This is a genomic window from Nocardiopsis sp. L17-MgMaSL7 (assembly GCF_003182025.1).
Taxonomy (GTDB): Bacteria; Actinomycetota; Actinomycetes; order Streptosporangiales; family Streptosporangiaceae; genus Nocardiopsis; species Nocardiopsis prasina.
Map to the genome: position 1 here is coordinate 483,643 of NZ_QGTF01000004.1, position 17,658 is coordinate 501,300.

14 protein-coding genes are annotated in these 17,658 nt (G+C 69.7%); 11 read left to right on the forward strand and 3 right to left on the reverse strand.

Translation table 11 applies throughout. The annotated features are described in order from the left end of the window. Positions 1 to 132 precede the first annotated feature (132 nt). Positions 133 to 321 carry a hypothetical protein gene (locus tag BDW27_RS09825; RefSeq protein WP_110049064.1) on the forward strand — a complete coding sequence of 63 codons (189 nt, stop codon included), beginning with the start codon at positions 133 to 135 and terminating at the stop codon, positions 319 to 321. Positions 322 to 415: 94 nt separating this feature from the next. Then, positions 416 to 1,639 carry a cysteine--1-D-myo-inosityl 2-amino-2-deoxy-alpha-D-glucopyranoside ligase gene (gene mshC / locus BDW27_RS09830; RefSeq protein ID WP_110049065.1) on the forward strand — a complete coding sequence of 408 codons (1,224 nt, stop codon included), beginning with the start codon at positions 416 to 418 and terminating at the stop codon, positions 1,637 to 1,639. Positions 1,640 to 1,718: 79 nt separating this feature from the next. On the opposite strand, the gene BDW27_RS09835 is transcribed toward mshC, so the two are convergent. After that, positions 1,719 to 2,264 carry a nitroreductase family deazaflavin-dependent oxidoreductase gene (locus BDW27_RS09835; RefSeq protein WP_110049066.1) on the reverse strand — a complete coding sequence of 182 codons (546 nt, stop codon included), beginning with the start codon at positions 2,262 to 2,264 and terminating at the stop codon, positions 1,719 to 1,721. Between the two features lie 106 nt (positions 2,265 to 2,370). Here BDW27_RS09835 and BDW27_RS09840 point away from each other — a divergent pair, with 106 nt between their 5' ends. Together BDW27_RS09840 and BDW27_RS09845 are read left to right on the forward strand one after the other, a co-directional pair. After that, positions 2,371 to 3,600, forward strand: a complete 1,230-nt coding sequence (locus tag BDW27_RS09840; RefSeq protein ID WP_110049067.1) for a hypothetical protein — start codon at positions 2,371 to 2,373, stop codon at positions 3,598 to 3,600. A 191-nt stretch (positions 3,601 to 3,791) separates the two neighbouring features. Continuing rightward, the gene (locus BDW27_RS09845) at positions 3,792 to 4,217 is read left to right on the forward strand and encodes an ABATE domain-containing protein (RefSeq protein WP_026129312.1); all 426 of its coding nucleotides are present in this window, start codon (positions 3,792 to 3,794) and stop codon (positions 4,215 to 4,217) included. 43 nt (positions 4,218 to 4,260) lie between these two features. Here the strand turns inward: BDW27_RS09845 and BDW27_RS09850 are convergent, their stop codons facing one another. Continuing rightward, entirely contained in the window at positions 4,261 to 5,457 is a 1,197-nt protein-coding gene (locus tag BDW27_RS09850; protein ID WP_110049068.1) for a glycosyltransferase family 4 protein, read from the reverse strand. Positions 5,458 to 5,684: 227 nt separating this feature from the next. Further along, positions 5,685 to 6,524: a PAC2 family protein gene (locus tag BDW27_RS09855; protein ID WP_017544865.1), complete on the reverse strand. Its 840-nt coding sequence runs from the start codon at positions 6,522 to 6,524 to the stop codon at positions 5,685 to 5,687. A 300-nt stretch (positions 6,525 to 6,824) separates the two neighbouring features. Between BDW27_RS09855 and metH the strand changes: the two genes are divergently transcribed. From metH to BDW27_RS09890, 7 genes are all read left to right on the forward strand, one after another. Continuing rightward, positions 6,825 to 10,298, forward strand: coding sequence for a methionine synthase (metH, locus tag BDW27_RS09860; protein WP_110049103.1), 3,474 nt, complete (start codon positions 6,825 to 6,827; stop codon positions 10,296 to 10,298). A 91-nt stretch (positions 10,299 to 10,389) separates the two neighbouring features. After that, positions 10,390 to 11,103 carry an HAD family phosphatase gene (locus BDW27_RS09865; RefSeq protein WP_040693832.1) on the forward strand — a complete coding sequence of 238 codons (714 nt, stop codon included), beginning with the start codon at positions 10,390 to 10,392 and terminating at the stop codon, positions 11,101 to 11,103. A 210-nt stretch (positions 11,104 to 11,313) separates the two neighbouring features. Beyond that, on the forward strand, positions 11,314 to 11,814 hold the full coding sequence (locus tag BDW27_RS09870; RefSeq protein ID WP_233515704.1) for a cellulose synthase: 501 nt from the start codon (positions 11,314 to 11,316) through the stop codon (positions 11,812 to 11,814). Positions 11,815 to 12,437: 623 nt separating this feature from the next. Further along, entirely contained in the window at positions 12,438 to 13,469 is a 1,032-nt protein-coding gene (locus tag BDW27_RS09875) for an ABC transporter permease (protein ID WP_017544869.1), read from the forward strand. Between the two features lie 98 nt (positions 13,470 to 13,567). Next, complete coding sequence (locus tag BDW27_RS09880; protein ID WP_110049069.1) at positions 13,568 to 15,316, forward strand: ABC transporter substrate-binding protein; 1,749 nt, start codon at positions 13,568 to 13,570, stop codon at positions 15,314 to 15,316. 94 nt (positions 15,317 to 15,410) lie between these two features. Then, positions 15,411 to 16,424 (forward strand): ABC transporter permease, encoded by a 1,014-nt coding sequence (locus tag BDW27_RS09885; RefSeq protein ID WP_026129314.1) that lies wholly within the window; start codon positions 15,411 to 15,413, stop codon positions 16,422 to 16,424. Positions 16,425 to 16,489: 65 nt separating this feature from the next. Next, a partial coding sequence (locus BDW27_RS09890; protein WP_110049070.1) for an ABC transporter ATP-binding protein occupies positions 16,490 to 17,658 on the forward strand: 1,169 nt, incomplete at its 3' end.

A 17,658-nucleotide genomic window follows, 5' to 3' on the forward strand; every position in this document is an offset into this window, starting at 1 on the left:
GCACACCGCGGCGTGAGCCATGACCTAAGGAATGCGTAAACCCCCTGCGTGATCGCGGCGTCTCTCTGAGAGACGGCGCATTCGCCGTCGGACACGCGTGGAACGCACGCGTACACAGCAGGGGGCACCACCATGGGCCGAAGCGGCAACCTCATCGAATCCGGAGCGTACTGGCTGCTCTACGTCGTCTCCTTCAGTGGCGCCCTCCTGCACTGGCGTCTGGGCAACGAACTCCTCGCGGCCCTGTGCGGAGGGACCGCCCTCCTCAGCGTCCTGCTCATCGGACGGGTCAGGATCTTCGCCGCGCCACAGGAGCGGTGACCGGTATTCCCGCCCCACCTGGGGAAATCATCACCTCCCACCCCACCCGCTATCTGTGCGTTTGTCGCGTGCACGTGCGGATAGGCTTCCCGGTATGCGTTCATGGTCTGCGCCTGACATCGTCCCCCTGCCGGGTTCCGGCGGCCCTCTCCGTATCCACGACACCGCCACCGGACGGATAAGGACGACCACGCCGGGCTCCACTGCGGGTATGTACGCCTGCGGCATCACCCCCTACGACGCCGCCCACCTGGGGCACGCCTTCACCTACCTGACCTTCGACCTGGTCAACCGCGTGTGGCGGGACGCCGGGCACGACGTCAACTACGTCCAGAACACCACCGACATCGACGACCCCCTGCTGGAGCGGGCCGAGGCGACCGGCGTCGACTGGCGCGACCTCGCCCACCGGGAGATCGACGTCTTCCGTGAGGACATGGCGGCCCTGTCGATCCTCCCGCCCACGTCGTACGTGGGCGTCGTGGAGTCCGTCGACCTCATCAGCGAGCTCGCCGTCCGCATCCGCGAGACCGGCGCCGCGTACGAGGTGGACGGCGACCTCTACTTCTCCGTCGAGGCGGCGTCGAAGTTCGGCGAGATCAGCAACCTCAGCCGCGAGGAGATGCTCGACCTCTTCGGCCAGCGTGGCGGTGACCCGACGCGCGCGGACAAGAAGGACCCCCTCGACTGGCTGCTGTGGCGCGCCGAGCGCCCCGGCGAACCCGCGTGGGACAGCCCCCTCGGGCGCGGCCGTCCCGGCTGGCACATCGAGTGCAGCGCCATCGCCCTGGACCGGCTCGGCCCCTCGTTCGACATCAACGGCGGCGGCAGCGACCTCATCTTCCCGCACCACGAGATGGGCGCGGCCGAGACCCGTTGTGCCACCGGTCAGCCCAACGCCCACAACCACCTGCACGTGGGCATGGTCGGTCTGAACGGCGAGAAGATGTCGAAGTCGCTGGGCAACCTGGTCTTCGTGTCCAAGCTGCGCCAGGAGGGTGTGGACCCGGCCGTCATCCGGCTGGCCATGCTCGACCACCACTACCGCGCCCCGTGGGAGTGGACCGACGCCGAGCTGCCCGCCGCGACCGAGCGCGCCGAGCGCTGGCGTGCGGCGGTGGCCCTCGGCGCGGGTCCGGACGCGGCCCCCGTGCTGGCCGCTGTGCGTGCCGCGCTCGCCGAGGACCTGGACTCCCCGTCGGCGCTCGCGGCCGTGGACGCCTGGGCGACCACCGCGCTGACCCGGGGCGGCACCGACACCTCCGCCCCCGGTCTGGTGCGCACCACCGTGGACACCCTGCTCGGCGTCGTGCTCTAGGCGACCGCCGCCCACGGTATCCTCACACCTCCGTGCCCGTTCCCGTCCGGTTCGTCAGGGACGGGCACGGAGCCTCTTCTCAGCCCCTGGGCCGCGGCACCCCCGGCCCCGTGGGGGCGGTGAAGTCGGGGAACCGGACCGTCTCCGCGTCCGGGAGCAGCCGCACCACCGGGACGCCGTTGACGGGGTCGGACCCGATCCGCTCGTAGGCCTCGGAACCCTCCACGTCGTGACCGAGACCGCGCATCAGTTCGGCGGCCGCGACCGGGTGCCGTTGCGCGTAGTGGGCGAGCACCCGCCCCGACTCCCCCGGGGGGAGCGGTTCGGCGACACCCCTGCGGCGCTGGTTGCCGACCTGGAACAGGACCCGCGGTTCCGCCCGGATGTTGCGGAACCACTGGGACCGGTCCCCGTAGCCTGAGGCCACCAGCATCGCGCCGGTGGCGTCGTTGCGGCCCACCACCTCGAGGACCGCCTGGCGTGCCCGGCCGGTGGTGCGCCCCCGGTGCGTGAGCAGGACGAAGCGCTCGCCCAGGAGCGCGCCCAGGCCCAGCCGGTAGATCCAGATCGGGGCGCGGTACAGCGCGCGCCCGAGTGGGTCGCGCGGGGGTTGGGTGAACGTCATGGCGGCCTCCTGACCTGGGGTTCCAGCGCCCGAGTGTAGTGATCCGCCCGGCACCGGGGCTGGGACGCCACGCCAACGGTCGGTGCCCGCTGCCAGGATGCGGGCCATGGACACCAGAGCTGACACCCTCCGCTCGACCGACTGGTCGAGGACCTTCCACGCCCACGGTCCGGCCACCGACGCACCGGAGGTCCTCGCTGGTCTGCTCTCCGCAAAGGGGGAAGAGCGGGCGGAGGCGCTGGCCTATCTGAACGGTGTGATCCTGCACCAGGGGACCGTCTACCCGGCCACCCCGCCCGCGGCCCTGTTCGTCGCCGGCCTCCTGGCGGACCCCGTGGGAGACCTCCCGGTGTCGGATCCGCTGGGTGGGTCCGCCGGTGCTCCCTCCGACCCGCTCCGTCCGCACTTGCTCGGGTTCCTCGCCGACGTGGCCCGCGCGGTCACGGAGGTGTCCGCCGGGCGGTCGCTCGCCCACATGATCGAACTCGCGGACCCGGGGGAGCAGCGGGACGAACTCGACGCGCTCCTGACCCGGATGGCCCGAGGCGACACGGAGTGGGACGAGGGTCTGTGGGAGGACCCGCTCCTGGACACCGTGTTCCACGCCGCCCTCCGGGACCTGCACCTGGCCGCGCCCGCGCTACTCGGAGCGGTGCGGCCGCTGCTCACGCACGCGGACGGCCGGGTGCGTCAACAGGCGGTGACGGCCAGCGGCGCGCTGAGCCGTCTGGGGGAGGGGCCGGAGGTGGACCTGTCCGGCGCCGCCGACCTCGCCGAGAACCGGGACCAGGGGGCGGCGATCGTCCTCGCCCTGGTGGAGGGCGGCGGGGACACCTCCGCCTTCCTCACCCACCCCGACCAGGCCATTCGAGCCTGCGCCGCGCTCTCGGAGCACCTGGAGGATGATCCCGTCGCCCTCGGAGAGCTCCGGACGGCGCTGGCCGATCCGAGCGCCGCAGACTCCTGGTTCCAGGACCGCCCCGGCTTCTTCCCCGGCCACGTACGGTCCTCCCTGGTCGACGCCCTGGTGGCCCGCTCCGGCCCCGGGGACGCGGCCGACCTCCTCCCGGTCTTCCGGGCCCTGGCGGGTGTGGCCAGCGTGTTCACCTCCGAGTCCGACCTGGCCGGTCTGCTCCGCCTGGCCATGGGTGTCACGGAGGAGACGACCGTTTCCGGCGTCGTGAGCCCCACCGACCTCCAACGCGCCTACCTCCGGGCGGTGGCCGACAACGACCGTCTCTGGAGTACCGGCGTCGCCGGCCTCTCCCCCGTCCTCCACGGACTCGGCCTTCCCTCGGACCGCGAGGCGTTGGCCGCGCTGGCCGCGAACCCCTGACCGCCCGTCCGGGAGGGCCCGCGTCGCACCCGTCGGGACGTCCGTCTGCTGGGGGTGGGAGAGGGGGCGGAGAGGTGCATGGTGCGCTTGTCCGACAACATCCGTTTCGGTGGAGATCGTGGTGACCACCTGTGGCCACGACATCGCCGAATCGACACCACCGTCGGGCGGGCCGTGATGGGATGGCGGCCATGACCACGACCACGACCAGTACCCCCACCCGGCCCAGCGCGGCGGCGGAACTCATCGCCGACTTCGTCTCGACCGGCGGCAGCCTCACCGATCGCGCCGACCTGGCCCGCTTCCTGAGGGAGCACCGACTCGTCACCGAGGGCGCCATCCCCATCACCCTCGCCGACCTGGACGAGGCCATCACGCTGCGCGACGGGATCCGTGCCCTGCTCGACCGGGGGACCGCCCCCGACCCCGAGACCCTGGGACGCGCCCAGAAGGTCCTGGACGGGCTGCGCGTCACCGTGCGGTTGGAGCCCGCAGAACAGGCCGAGTCCCCGCTGGCGCCCGCCGTCGTCGACGAGGTCCGTCGCGGACTGGCCCGGATCGCCGGGGCGTGGGCCGCCGTCCTCGCCACGGGGGAGTGGCGCCGCCTGCGCCTGTGAACCCCGACCGCCCCGGCCACGCCCGGCCGGGGCGGTCCCCGGCTCAGCTGAACAGCGCGGCCAGCGGCCCCCTCCGAGGACGCCGCTCCCGACGCTGCTCCAGGAAGGCCTCCCACTGCGCGGTGACGTCCTCCAACCCGTAGTCGGAGGCCGAAGCCAGCGCCTGGGCGCCCATGCGGTGGCGTTCCTCCCGGTCCGCCACCAGGCGGTTGAGCGCCGCCCCCAGTGCCTCGGTGTCCTGGGGCGGCACCAGGAGGCCGTTACGGCCGTGGTCGATGATCTCCCTGGGGCCGTGGGGGCAGTCGAAGCTCACCGCGGGGACCCCCACGGAGAACGCCTCGATGATGGTCATCCCGAACCCCTCCACCCGCGAGCTCACCGCCAGCATCGAGGCCTTGGACAGCTCGCCGAGCATGTCGGTGGTCCGGCCCATGATGCCGACGTTGTTCTCCAGGCCGAGCCGCCGCACCGTCTCACGCAGCTCCTCGTCCCGGTCGCCGCCGCCGTGGATGTGCAGCCGCCACTCAGGATGCTCCGCCACCACGTGGGCGAACGCCTCGACCAGCAGCGGGTACTGCTTGACCGGGGAGAACCGTCCGGCGGCCGCGATGATCGGCTCGTCCAGGGTGGCCCGGGGCGGCTCGCCCGGCTCCAGTGCGTTGGGCAGCGCGGTCAGCCATCCCTCGGGCGAGCCGAGCAGCTCCGCGTAGGCGGCGCGGTCGGTCTCGGTGAGCACGCTCAGCCCGCCGAGCTTCGGGTACACCTTGGTGATGGCCTTGCGCACCTTGGCGTTGTGCTCGCCCAGGTTGAGGTGCTCCTGTCCGATGGTCAGGACACGCGACGGAGCCCACTCCGCCAGGAGCAGGTTGATCCCGGGGCGGGTCCCGATCACCACGTCCGCCTTGGTGGTGCGCAGGTAGCGCCGCAGCCCGGTGACCGCCTCCGGGGTGTAGTTCTTGTTCCGGCGCCGCTCGGGTTCGGGCACGATCCGCTCGGCCTGCTGGTGCCAGTGGTCCATGACCCGTTTTCTGGGAGGTCTGACCCGCGACTCGTCCGTGTCGTCGCTCAGTGGAACCAGGCGCACGTTCTCGTCGGGCGTGAAGAACGGTCTCCGGCGTTTGCGGACCAGGCTCACGATCTCGACCTCATGGTGTGCCGACAACCCCCGTGCCAGGTTGTGCACGGTCCGGACCGTTCCACCCATGGCGTAGCCGTTGGCGATGACGAAGGCGATCCTCACAAGTAGCCCCAGACCCCACCCCGCGCGGTCGGGACGGGCACTTGTCCCAGGCCTCGGAGGACGGCGACCCCACCCGGTCCCGGAGAGCGCGTACCCCCGTAACACGCACTCCGGGCCACTGGCCCAGTTCCCCCGATCCGCGAGCCATCATTCGCAAGATAGCTATATCGGCATAAAGGCGCGGTAACAGAAAAGCTGGACTTCCAGACGGTTCGGGGTCCCCGGAGTCAGCTGTCGTCGCGACGGCGCAGGTAGCGCTCGAACTCCTGGGCGATGGCGTCACCGGTGGCCTCGGGGAGATCCACCGTGTCCTTGGCCTCCTCCAGCCCGCGAACGTAGGAGGCGATGTCCTCGTCCTCGGCGGTGAGGTCGTTGACGCTCGCCTCCCAGGACACGGACTCCTCGGGCAGGTCGCCCAGGGGGACCTCGGTCTCCGCGAAGTCCTGGACCCAGCCCAGGAGGGCCAGTGTCGCCTTCGGGCAGGGAGGCTGCGCCACGTAGTGCGGGATGGCCGCCCACAGCGACACCGTCTCCACGCCGACGGCACTGAACGTCTCGTGCACGGCGCCGACGATTCCGGTCGGCCCGGAGTAGGTGGCGGCCTCCAGGCCGTAGCGGGTGCCCAGCTCCGGCGGCGAGCACATCCCCGTCACCGGGATGGGGCGGGTGTGCGGTGCGTCGGCGAGCAGCGAGCCCAGGATCACGGCGCGCCGGACCCCCAGCTCACGCGCGATGGCCAGCAGGTCAGCCGTGTAGGAGCGCCAGCGCATGTTCGGTTCGGGCCCGCTGACCAGAACGACGTCGCGGCGCGCACCCGGGGGGCGCACCACCCGCACACGGGTGGTGGGCCACTCCATCTCGGTCAGCGTGCCCTCGGTCACCGTCATCCTCGGCCGGGTGACCTGGAAGTCGTAGTAGTCGTCCGGGGCCAGGGCGCACAGCTCCGGGGCGTCCCACTGTTCGGACAGGTGCGACACGGCGAGGCTCGCGGCCTCCCCGGCGTCGTTCCATCCCTCGAACGCCGCCACCATGACAGGCTCGACGAGCTCGCGGTCGAGCTGGATCATGGACGGCCCCTTCCTGGACGCGGACCACACCACCCTATGGGGTGCCGAGGTGAGCGAGAAACCGTTGTCCGGAGACGGTGAACGCTGGCCCCACGCGCAACTTTGGGACGCCTGTCTCACGTGGCGAAACGCCGATGAGGTAGCCTCGCGACCAGCGCCTGACCGGGACACCGCCGTCCCCAGACGCCGACCCCGCCCCGCCCCGCGCCGCGGGTCCGCCCAGAGCCGCAGGTCCCCGTGCCAAGCATCACCGGGATCGAGCTGGGCTCCCGCGGGGCCCCGAGACTAGAGTTGCTGAACATGAGAGATCGACGGACGTTCCGTGAAGCACTGTCCCAGCGAGTAATCGTCGCGGACGGGGCGATGGGCACCATGTTGCAGGCGCACGATCTCGACCTCGACCAGTTCGAGGGCCACGAGGGCCTCAACGACATCCTCAACCTGACCCGGCCCGACATCGTCCGGGACACCCACGCCGCCTTCTTCGAGGCCGGTTCCGACTGTGTGGAGACCAACACCTTCTCCGCCAACTACGGCGGCCTCTACGAGTACGGCATCGAGGACCGCACCTACGAGATCGCCGAGGCCGGGGCGCGCATCGCCCGCGAGACCGCCGACGCCCACTCCACGCCCGACCAGCCCCGCTACGTCCTGGGCTCGGTCGGTCCCGGAACCCGGCTGCCCACCCTGGGCCACGCCCCCTACTCGTTCCTGCGCGACTACTACGAGCGGGCCGCGCACGGACTCATCGACGGCGGCTCCGACGCCATCCTCATCGAGACCTGCCAGGACCTGCTCCAGGTCAAGGCCGCCGTGGTCGGCGCCAGGCGGGCCCGCGCGTCCCTGGGCCGGGACGTGCCGATCATCGCCCAGGTCAGCATCGAGACCAACGGCACCATGCTCATGGGATCGGAGATCGGCGCCGCCCTCACCGCCCTGGCCCCCCTGGACATCGACGTCATCGGCCTGAACTGCTCCACGGGGCCCGCCGAGATGAGCGAGCACCTGCGCTACCTGTCGCACCACTCGCCCATCCCCATCTCCGTGATGCCCAACGCGGGCCTGCCCGAGCTGGGTCCCAACGGGGCGGTCTACAACCTCACCCCGGCGGAACTGGCCGACGCCCACGACACCTTCACCGCGGAGTTCGGGCTCAGCCTGGTCGGCGGCTGCTGCGGGACCACCCCCGAGCACCTGCGCCAGGTCGTCGAACGGGTCCAGGGCCGGGGTCTGAAGACCCGCAGGCCGCTGGTCGAGGCGGCCGCGTCCTCCCTGTACCAGAGCGTTCCCTTCCGCCAGGACTCCAGTTACCTGGCGGTCGGCGAGCGGACCAACGCCAACGGCTCCAAGAAGTTCCGCGAGGCCATGCTGGCCGAGGACTGGGACGCCTGCGTGGAGATCGCCCGCGACCAGATCCGCGACGGCGCCCACGTGCTGGACCTCAACATCGACTACGTGGGCCGTGACGGCGTGCGCGACATGCGCGAGCTCGCCTCGCGCCTGGCCACCGCCTCCACCCTGCCGCTCATGCTCGACTCCACCGAGCCCGACGTCCTGGAGGCCGGACTGGAGGCCCTGGGCGGGCGCGCGGTGGTCAACTCGGTCAACTACGAGGACGGCGACGGCCCCGACTCCCGCTTCACCCGCATCATGCGGCTGGTCCAGGAGCACGGCGCGGCCGTGGTCGGCCTGTGCATCGACGAGGAGGGCCAGGCCCGCACCGCCGAATGGAAGGTCCGGGTGGCCAGCCGCCTGATCGACGAGATCACCGGCGACTGGGGCCTGAACACCGGCGACATCGTCATCGACTGCCTCACCTTCCCCATCACCACCGGGCAGGAGGAGACGCGGCGCGACGGCATCGAGACCCTGAACGCCATCCGCGAGCTCAAGGCCCGCTACCCGGAGGTGCAGACCACCCTGGGTCTGTCCAACCTGTCCTTCGGCGTCAACCCGGCCGCACGGATCGTGCTCAACTCGGTGTTCCTGCACGAGGCCGTCCAGGCGGGCCTGGACTCCGCGATCGTGCACGCCTCCAAGATCGTGCCGATCAACCAGATCCCCGAGGACCAGCGCAAGGTGGCGCTCGACCTCGTCTTCGACCGGCGCGAGGGCGACTACGACCCCCTGTCGGAGTTCATCGACATGTTCCAGGGCGTCGACGCCAAGGCGATGAAGGCCTCCCGCGCCGAGGAACTGGCCGCCCTCCCGCTGTGGGAGCGCCTGGAGCGCCGGATCATCGACGGTGAGCTCACCGGGATCGAGGCCGACCTCGACGAGGCGCTGGCCGAGCGCCCCGCCCTGGCCATCGTCAACGACACCCTCCTGGAGGGCATGAAGACCGTCGGCGAGCTGTTCGGCTCCGGCCAGATGCAGCTGCCCTTCGTCCTCAAGTCCGCGGAGGTCATGAAGAACGCGGTCGCCTACCTCGAACCGCACATGGAGAAGAGCGACGACGACGGCAAGGGCCGCATCGTGCTCGCCACCGTCAAGGGCGACGTCCACGACATCGGCAAGAACCTCGTGGACATCATCCTCTCCAACAACGGCTACGAGGTGGTCAACCTCGGTATCAAGCAGCCGGTGTCGGCGATCCTGGAGGCGGCCGAGGAGAAGCGGGCCGACGTGATCGGCATGTCCGGGCTCCTGGTCAAGTCCACCGTGATCATGAAGGAGAACCTGGAGGAGATGAACTCCCGGGGCATCTCCGAGCGCTTCCCGGTGCTCCTGGGCGGCGCCGCGCTCACCCGCTCCTACGTGGAGCAGGACCTGGCCGACATGTTCGGCGGCGAGGTGCGCTACGCCAAGGACGCCTTCGAGGGCCTGCGCCTGATGGACACCTTCATGGCGGTCAAGCGCGGCGAGGAGGGCGCCAAGCTCCCCGAACTGCGCCAGCGCCGGGTCCGACGCGGGGCCACCCTCAAGGTCACCGAACCCGAGGAGATGCCCGCCCGCAGCGACGTGTCCACCACCAACCGGGTGCCCGCCCCGCCGTTCTGGGGAGACCGGATCAGCAAGGGCATCCCGCTGGCCGACTACGCCGCCTTCCTCGACGAGCGCGCCACGTTCATGGGGCAGTGGGGACTCAAGGCGTCCCGTGGCGGCAACGGCCCCAGCTACGAGGAGCTGGTGGAGACCGAGGGCCGTCCGCGCATGCGGATGTGGCTGGACCGCATCCAGACCGAGGGCCTGCTGGAGGCGGCGGTCGTGCACGGCCACTTCCCCTGCTACAGCGAGGGCGACGACCTGGTCGTGCTGGACGAGGACGGGTCCACCGAACGCACCCGCTTCACGTTCCCGCGCCAGCGCCGGGACCGGCACCTGTGCCTGTCCGACTTCTTCCGGCCCAAGGAGTCCGGTGAGCTGGACGTGGTCTCCTTCCAGGTGGTGACGGTGGGCGCCGCGATCAGCCGGGCCACCGCGGAGCTCTTCGAGAAGAACGCCTACCGCGACTACCTGGAGCTGCACGGGCTGTCGGTGCAGCTCACCGAGGCCCTGGCCGAGTACTGGCACACCCGGGTCCGTGCCGAGCTGGGCTTCGCGGGGGAGGACCCCGCCGAGCTGGACGCGTTCTTCAAGCTCGGCTACCGGGGCGCCCGCTTCTCGCTGGGGTACGGCGCCTGCCCGGACCTGGAGGACCGGGCCAAGATCGTGCGGCTGCTGGCACCCGAGCGGGTGGGGGTGTCGTTGTCCGAGGAGTTCCAGCTCGTTCCCGAACAGGCCACCGACGCGATCGTCATCCACCACCCAGAGGCGACATACTTCAACGTCTGACCAGCCGAGGCGTGGGCCCCGCCGGTGACGGACACCGGCGGGGCCCTCCCCATGGGGGTCAGCACCACCGGCCACCACGCCACGAGTCGAGATGAGCGAATTGAGCACAGTGAGTTCCGAACTGACCGAGACCGACGCCCCGGTGGAACGCCGTCTCCAGGCCGTCCTGCTGGACATGGACGGCACCCTCATCGAGAGCGAGCACCTGTGGGGTGAGGCGGAGGCCGAGCTGGTCGCCGAACTGGGCGGCGAGTGGACCGAGGTCGACCACGAGGCCAACGTGGGCAACGCCGCCGAACCGGTGGGCCGCTACATCATCGAGCTGACCGGGGCGGACCACCTCACGCCCCGCCAGGTGGCGGACATGCTCTACGACCGCTTCCGCACCAAGTTGGAGGGCGGGGCCGATCTGCGACCCGGCGCCAAGGAACTGGTGACGATGCTCGCCGACGCCGGTGTCCCGGCGGTCCTGGTCACCTCCACCGAGCGCACCCTGATCGAGACGGCCATCGGCGGTATCGGCCTGGAGAGCTTCGTGGACTCGGTCGCGGGGGACGAGGTGGACGCCAACAAGCCCCACCCCGACCCGTACCTGAGGGCCGCCCGCCGCCTGGGCGTGGACCCGAGGCGCTGTGTGGCCGTGGAGGACTCCGTCGTGGGGGTGACCTCGGCCGCCGACGCCGGGTGCGTCACCGTCGCGATCCCCAACCACGTGGAGATCGCGCCTCGTGAGGGCGTGGTCTTCAGGGACAGCCTGGTCGGGGTCGACCTGGCGTGGCTGGAGTCGTTGGTCTCCGAAGCCTGAGTCCGGGGCAGGCCCGCGGACTCCCGTCCTCCCCGTGGCGCCCGCCGCCTCGCGGGCGCCCGATCCCTTGGTGACCCGCTCGGGGATGGGTAGCGTGGGGGAGAGGTGCCGGGCGGTACGGCCCCGACCGCCGTCCTCCGTACTCCGTCGGCGGACGCCCTAGGGGATCGGCCGGATGTGCGTTGGGACGCGGGATGGGAGACTGGTCGCATGCCTGAGACTTTGAGTGAGAACGTCGGTATGGGGCTGGGGGCGGCCCTGACGGCGGTCGGTTTCGTCATCTCCTACTTCGTGTGGCGGAGGAAGGGCGCGGCCTACGGCCTGCGCGGCGTCGCCTGGTCGCTGTTGCCCGTGATCGCGGGCCTCCTCCTGCTGATGGACGTGGTGTTGCAGTTCGTCCTCGGTGTGCTCGGCATCCTGCTGACCATGGCCTTCAAACTCCAGTCGTGGGTCGGCCTCGGGCTCGCCGTGCTGATGGTGGTCCTGTACGTGGTCTCGGGCTTCATGAAGTCCAAGGGCATCGGGGTCAAGCCCGGTGCGCGGCCCGAGGACAGGGCGCGGGCCAGGACCGAGGGCGGTGACGCCCCCGCGGCGGGTGCCGCGCCGCCTCCGGCGGGCCAGGTCGGTGCCCCGAAGCAGGCCAAGGCACCCGCGGCCGACGACGACTTCGATGACATCGAGGCGCTGCTGCGCAAGCGCGGCATCGAGTAGCCCACCCCCTTCTCCGACGACGAGGGCGGTCCCGCGAAGGCGGGGCCGCCCTCGTTTTCCGTGTGCGGAGGAGGAGTGACGCGGGCCCCTGTGTCGCAGGACGCACTCCACGGTGGCGTGGTTCACTTTGGGGAATCCCGTGGATACTCACGGTTTCATAGCACTTGCCATAGAACCCCGGTATCGGCGAGGTTTGCGCTGTTTTGGTCGTATCGTTGGCGGGGCGTGGTTCTGGTCTTGTGCCTGCTCAGCCCTGGTCGTCCGATGAATGCGTGGTTTGCGGTCTTTAGTAGCCATATGGGTTGTTTGTTAGCGTTTGTTACGTTTTGGCTACACAGGCGGACTTTGGACGACGTGCACTCAAAGGGCGAGTAAATTGGTCGTTGTGTAACATCCCGGGCGGAAAGGTCCGTGTTGTGCCCAACCTCTCAACGGTTCGGCGCGTCACGTGCCAGTACCGACGAGACGGGCCATCCTCTCGCCCCGTCGGTCCAACGCCCACGCCAGCCAGAGTCGAGAACCGGCAGGCCCCACCGTGAGACCCCAAGGGTCACCCCCTGAGCGGCTCACGCGTGGGATCAGTCCCCTCGGCCAGAAGCGTATGAGTGGAGAGTGGTGGCCTGATGAGCGCGCCCTCGCATGCCCCTGAGACGACCGAACCGGTCGACTCGGAACCCGGCGCGTCGGCCTCGGGTCGCAGCGACGCCGACAATCGGTCCCTGAGGCAGATCGCCTGGCAACGACTGCGCCGTGACAAGGTCGCCATGGTCTCCGGCCTAGTCGTGGTCCTGCTCATCCTGGCCGCGATCTTCGCGCCCTTCCTGGTCAAGCTGTTCGGGCACCCGCCCACCCAGTTCCACCAGGACCTGATCGACCCGAGCCGTCGCGTCCCCTACCTCGACCCCGAGAACCCGGACGCGGGCATCGACCGCTGGGGCGGGATCAGCTCCGACCACCTGCTGGGCGTCGAGCCCACCACCGGTCGCGACCTCTTCAGCCGTATCCTCTACGGCGCCCAGATCTCCCTGCTGGTCGCCTTCCTGGCCACGCTCGTCTGCGTGGCCCTGGGCACCCTGCTCGGCATCATCGCCGGTTACATGGGTGGCTGGGTCGACACCGTCATCAGCCGTGCCATGGACATCTTCCTGGCCTTCCCGCTGATGCTGTTCGCGATCGCCCTCGTCGGCGTCATCCCCGACGGCGTCTTCGGCCTGACCGGCAACGGGCTGAGAATCGGCGTCATCGTCTTCATCATCGGGTTCTTCAACTGGCCCTACATCGCCCGCATCGTCCGCGGACAGACCCTCGCCCTGCGCGAGCGCGAGTTCGTCGAGGCGGCCAAGAGCCTCGGCGCCAGCAACCGGCACATCCTCTTCAAGGAGATCCTGCCGAACCTGGTCACGCCGATCATCGTCTACTCCACGCTCCTGATCCCCACGAACATCCTGTTCGAGGCGGCTCTGAGCTTCCTCGGCGTCGGCATCAACCCGCCCACTCCGAGCTGGGGCAAGATGCTCTCCGAAGCGGTGCCCTTCTACCAGACGGCGCCCTACTTCATCATCTTCCCCGGACTGGCCATCTTCATCACCGTCCTGGCGTTCAACCTCTTCGGTGACGGCCTGCGCGACGCCTTCGATCCCCGGACCTCGGACTGACCCGACCCCGAGCGGGGAGGCCCGTCTCCCGATCCGCTCACAAGTCCGGTCAACCCATGTTCCGACCATCCCCATACCAGGTTCAGAGAGGTACTTCCTTGATGAAGCGCACCCTCGGATTCGTCGCGCTCGGCGCGGCGGCGTCCCTCTTCCTGTCCGCCTGCGGCGGCGCCGCCACCGGCGGCGGCTCCGACTCGGCCGACAGCTTCGACCTCGGCTCCACCGAGGTCGTCAACGCCTCGGACAAGGCCGGCGGCACGCTCAAGTACGCGCTCGCCGCGGACTTCGACTCCACCGACCCGGGCAACACGTACTACGCGTTCAACTGGAACTTCTCCCGTTACTACGCTCGTACGCTCCTCGCCTTCAACACCGAGCCGGGCGACAACGCCACCGACCTGATCCCCGACATGGCCGTGGATCTGCCGGAGCCCAACGACGACTTCACCGAGTGGACCGTCAAGATCCAGGAAGGCCTCAAGTACGAGGACGGCACTGAGATCACGGCCCAGGACATCAAGTACGGCATCGCCCGCGCCAACTTCAACGGCGGCGTGTTCACCGAGGGCCCGCAGTACTTCAAGGCCCACCTGGACCAGGACGACCACAACGTCTACGACAACGGTGACGACCCGCTCGCGGGCTTCGACTCCATCGAGACCCCGGACGACCACACCCTGGTCTTCCACCTCAAGGACTCGTTCTCCGAGTTCCCGAACGTGCTGACCCAGCCGCAGACCGCCCCGGTGCCGATCGAGGCCGACCGCGAGGCCCTGTACCAGGAGAACGTCCTCTCCTCCGGCCCGTACAAGTTCGACGGTCAGTACGAGCCCGGCGTCAAGCTGAACCTGGAGCGCAACGAGCACTGGGACTCCGACACCGACCCCGTCCGTCAGGCCCTGCCCGACCGCATCGAGGTCGAGATCGGCGTCTCCCAGGACGAGATCGACGAGCGCCTGCTCAGCGGCGAGATCGACGTGGACCTCGCCGGCACCGGCGTGGGCCCGGCGATGAACGCCCGCCTCCTGGACGACGAGAGCGCCCAGGGCAACCTGGACAACCCGTTCTCCGGCGCCCTGCGCTACGTGAACATCCACCTCCCGATCATCGAGGACGTGGCCTGCCGCCAGGCGATCATGTACGCCGCCGACCGCGACAGCATGTGGCGCGCCTGGGGCGGCGCGACCGGCGGCGACCTCGCCACCAGCCTGCTCCCCCCGGCCATCCCGGGCTCCAACACCGACTCGGACCTGTACCCGTCCGCCGACAACAAGGGTGACCTGGACAAGGCCCAGGAGAAGCTCGACGAGTGCGGCGAGTCCGACGGCTTCAAGACCAACATCGCGGTCCGCACCGAGCGCGAGAAGGACGTCCAGACCGCCGAGGCCCTCCAGCAGTCGCTGGCCCGCGTCGGCATCGACGTCGAGATCAAGTCGTTCCCGTCCGGGGACTTCTTCGGCCAGTACGCCGGTTCGCAGGACTACGTCCGTGAGAACAACATCGGCCTGAGCGTCTCGGGCTGGGGCCCGGACTGGCCGACCGGCTACGGCTTCGCCTCCAAGATCACGCACGGCGACGCGATCATGGCGACCGGAAACTTCAACACCTCCGAGCTCGACGACCCCGAGATCAACGGTCTCTGGGACGACGCCCTCAAGACCGAGGACCCGGACGAGCGCGCCGAGCTGTACACGCAGATCGACACCCTCGTCATGGAGAACGCCGCCATCCTGCCGGTGGTCTTCGACAAGACGCTGATCTACCGCTCGGACGAGCTCACCAACGCCTACTACCACCCCGCGTACATGATGTACGACTTCATGGCGCTGGGCGTCGACCGGGGCTAGGTCCCGAAATACCAGCCTGAACTAGTACGAGAAGGCAGGTGAAAGCGGCGGGGAGCCCGAGGCGATCCCCCGGGTGTCCCCGCCGCCGACCGCGATGCTGAATTATGTTCTCCGCCGCCTTGGTGCGGGTCTCTTGCTTCTCGCCGTCGTCACGGCGGTGACCTTCTGGATCTTCTACGTCCTGCCCAGGTGGGCGGGCGTCACTCCGCACGGCATGGCGGCGATGTACGTGGGCAAGGCGCCCACCCCGGAGGCGCTCGACGCCACCGTGGAGCGCCTTGGCCTCGACCAGCCCGTCGCGGTCCAGTTCTACGACTTCATCCGTACGCTGCTGCTCGGCCAGGAGTTCACCTTCGGCCGTGAGACGGTCCAGTGCGCGGCCCCGTGCCTCGGGTACTCCTTCACCACGAACTCCCCGGTGCTGCCGCAGCTCCTCGACCGCCTCCCCGTCACCCTGTCCCTCGGCCTCGGTGCCGCGGTGATCTGGGTCATCGGCGGTGTGGCCGTCGGCGTGCTCTCCGCTGTCAAGAAGGGCAGCATCTTCGACCGCCTGGCCATGGGCGTCGCCCTCATCGGCGTCTCCCTGCCCATCTACTTCACCGGTCTGCTCGCCCTGGCCTTCCTGGTCCACGAGTGGGGACTGTTCCCGGTGTCGCGCTACGTGCCGTTCACCGAGAACCCGGTGGCCTGGTTCCAGGTCATGTTCCTTCCCTGGGTGACGCTGGCGTTCCTGCACGCCGCCCAGTACGCACGCCAGACCCGCGCGGGCATGCTGGAGACCCTCAACGAGGACTACATCCGCACCGCACGGGCCAAGGGTCTGAGCGAGCGCAAGGTGATCTTCAAGCACGCCCTGCGCCCCACCCTGACCCCCATCGTCACCATTCTGGGTCTGGACATCGGCATGGTCCTGGGTGGCGCGATCCTCACCGAGACGGTGTTCTCCCTCAACGGCGTGGGTGCCTACGCGATCACCTCGATTGTGTCCAAGGACCTGCCCGTCGTCCTGGGCGTCACGCTCCTGGGCGCGGTGTTCATCGTCGTCTGCAACCTGATCGTCGACCTCCTGTACCCGGTCGTCGACCCCCGGGTGCGCATCGCCAGGTAGGGCGCGCCGCACACGCCCCAGCGCCGAGCGCTGAACCAGACCAGCTCTACTGAAGGAAATGTGACATGGCCTCGACCGGACCGGCATCGGCTGCCCCTGACGCAGTCGTGCGCGTGGATGACCTGCGGGTGACCTTCCCGACGATGGACGGCGACGTCCACGCGGTGAAGGGCCTGTCCTTCGAGGTGCCCGCCGGTGGCGCGCTGGGCATCGTGGGTGAGTCGGGTTCCGGCAAGAGCGTGACCTCGCTGGCCCTGATGGGTCTGCACCGGGGCAGCCGCGCCGAGATCACCGGGTCGATCGAGGTGGCCGGCCAGGACGTGGTGACCGCGAGCGACAGGAAGCTGCGGTCCATGCGGGGCAACGACATCGCGATGGTCTTCCAGGACCCGATGCAGTCGCTGCACCCGCAGTACACGATCGGCAACCAGCTGGTCGAGGCCTACCTGGTGCACCACCCCAAGGCCGGCAAGGCCGCCGCCAGGAAGCGCGCGGTGGAGGCGCTTGAGAGGGTCGGTATCCCCGAGCCCGCCAAGCGGATCAACTCCTACCCGCACGAGTTCTCCGGCGGCATGCGTCAGCGCGTGGTCATCGCCATGGGTCTGATGTGCGACCCCAAGGTGCTGCTGGCCGACGAGCCCACCACCGCCCTGGACGTCACCGTACAGGCGCGCATCCTCGACCTGCTCGACGAGCTGCGCCGCGACCTCAACATGGCGCTGATCCTGGTCTCCCACGACCTCGCCGTGGTCGCCGGTTCCGTGGACGAGGTCGTGGTCATGCGACACGGCCAGGCCGTGGAGCGCGGCGACGTGCGCACGGTGCTGTCCTCGCCCGAGCACCCCTACACGCAGGCGCTGCTGGCCGCCGTGCCTCGCGTGGAGATGTCGCGGGCCGAGCGCCGTGCGCAGGACCGTGCCGACCGCGTCGAGCGGGAGAAGCGCGAGGGCACCGTCACCAAGCCGGGTGACTTCGAGGCCTTCACGCCCGCCTCCACCGAGGACGAGCCGCTGCTGCGGGTCCGGGACGTGGCCCAGCGCTTCAAGGTGCGTGGTGGTACGTGGGGCAGGGCGACCGACTTCTGGGCGGTCAAGGGCGTGAGCTTCGACCTGTTCAAGGGCGAGACCCTGGGCGTCGTGGGTGAGTCCGGATCGGGCAAGAGCACGCTCTCCCGGATGGTCATGCGGCTGCTGGAGCCCACCGAGGGCACGGTGGAGTTCGAGGGCCGCGACAT

What these genes read in the sequence shown, in the direction of transcription:
- BDW27_RS09835 (WP_110049066.1), bottom strand. Translation starts at nt 2,264, where the DNA reads ATGACGTTCACCCAACCCCCGCGCGACCCACTCGGGCGCGCGCTGTAC.
- BDW27_RS09845 (WP_026129312.1), top strand. Translation starts at nt 3,792, where the DNA reads ATGACCACGACCACGACCAGTACCCCCACCCGGCCCAGCGCGGCGGCG.
- BDW27_RS09865 (WP_040693832.1), top strand. Translation starts at nt 10,390, where the DNA reads ATGAGCGAATTGAGCACAGTGAGTTCCGAACTGACCGAGACCGACGCC.
- BDW27_RS09870 (WP_233515704.1), top strand. Translation starts at nt 11,314, where the DNA reads ATGCCTGAGACTTTGAGTGAGAACGTCGGTATGGGGCTGGGGGCGGCC.
- BDW27_RS09825 (WP_110049064.1), top strand. Translation starts at nt 133, where the DNA reads ATGGGCCGAAGCGGCAACCTCATCGAATCCGGAGCGTACTGGCTGCTC.
- BDW27_RS09840 (WP_110049067.1), top strand. Translation starts at nt 2,371, where the DNA reads ATGGACACCAGAGCTGACACCCTCCGCTCGACCGACTGGTCGAGGACC.
- BDW27_RS09875 (WP_017544869.1), top strand. Translation starts at nt 12,438, where the DNA reads ATGAGCGCGCCCTCGCATGCCCCTGAGACGACCGAACCGGTCGACTCG.
- BDW27_RS09885 (WP_026129314.1), top strand. Translation starts at nt 15,411, where the DNA reads ATGCTGAATTATGTTCTCCGCCGCCTTGGTGCGGGTCTCTTGCTTCTC.
- BDW27_RS09855 (WP_017544865.1), bottom strand. Translation starts at nt 6,524, where the DNA reads ATGATCCAGCTCGACCGCGAGCTCGTCGAGCCTGTCATGGTGGCGGCG.
- metH (WP_110049103.1), top strand. Translation starts at nt 6,825, where the DNA reads ATGAGAGATCGACGGACGTTCCGTGAAGCACTGTCCCAGCGAGTAATC.
- mshC (WP_110049065.1), top strand. Translation starts at nt 416, where the DNA reads ATGCGTTCATGGTCTGCGCCTGACATCGTCCCCCTGCCGGGTTCCGGC.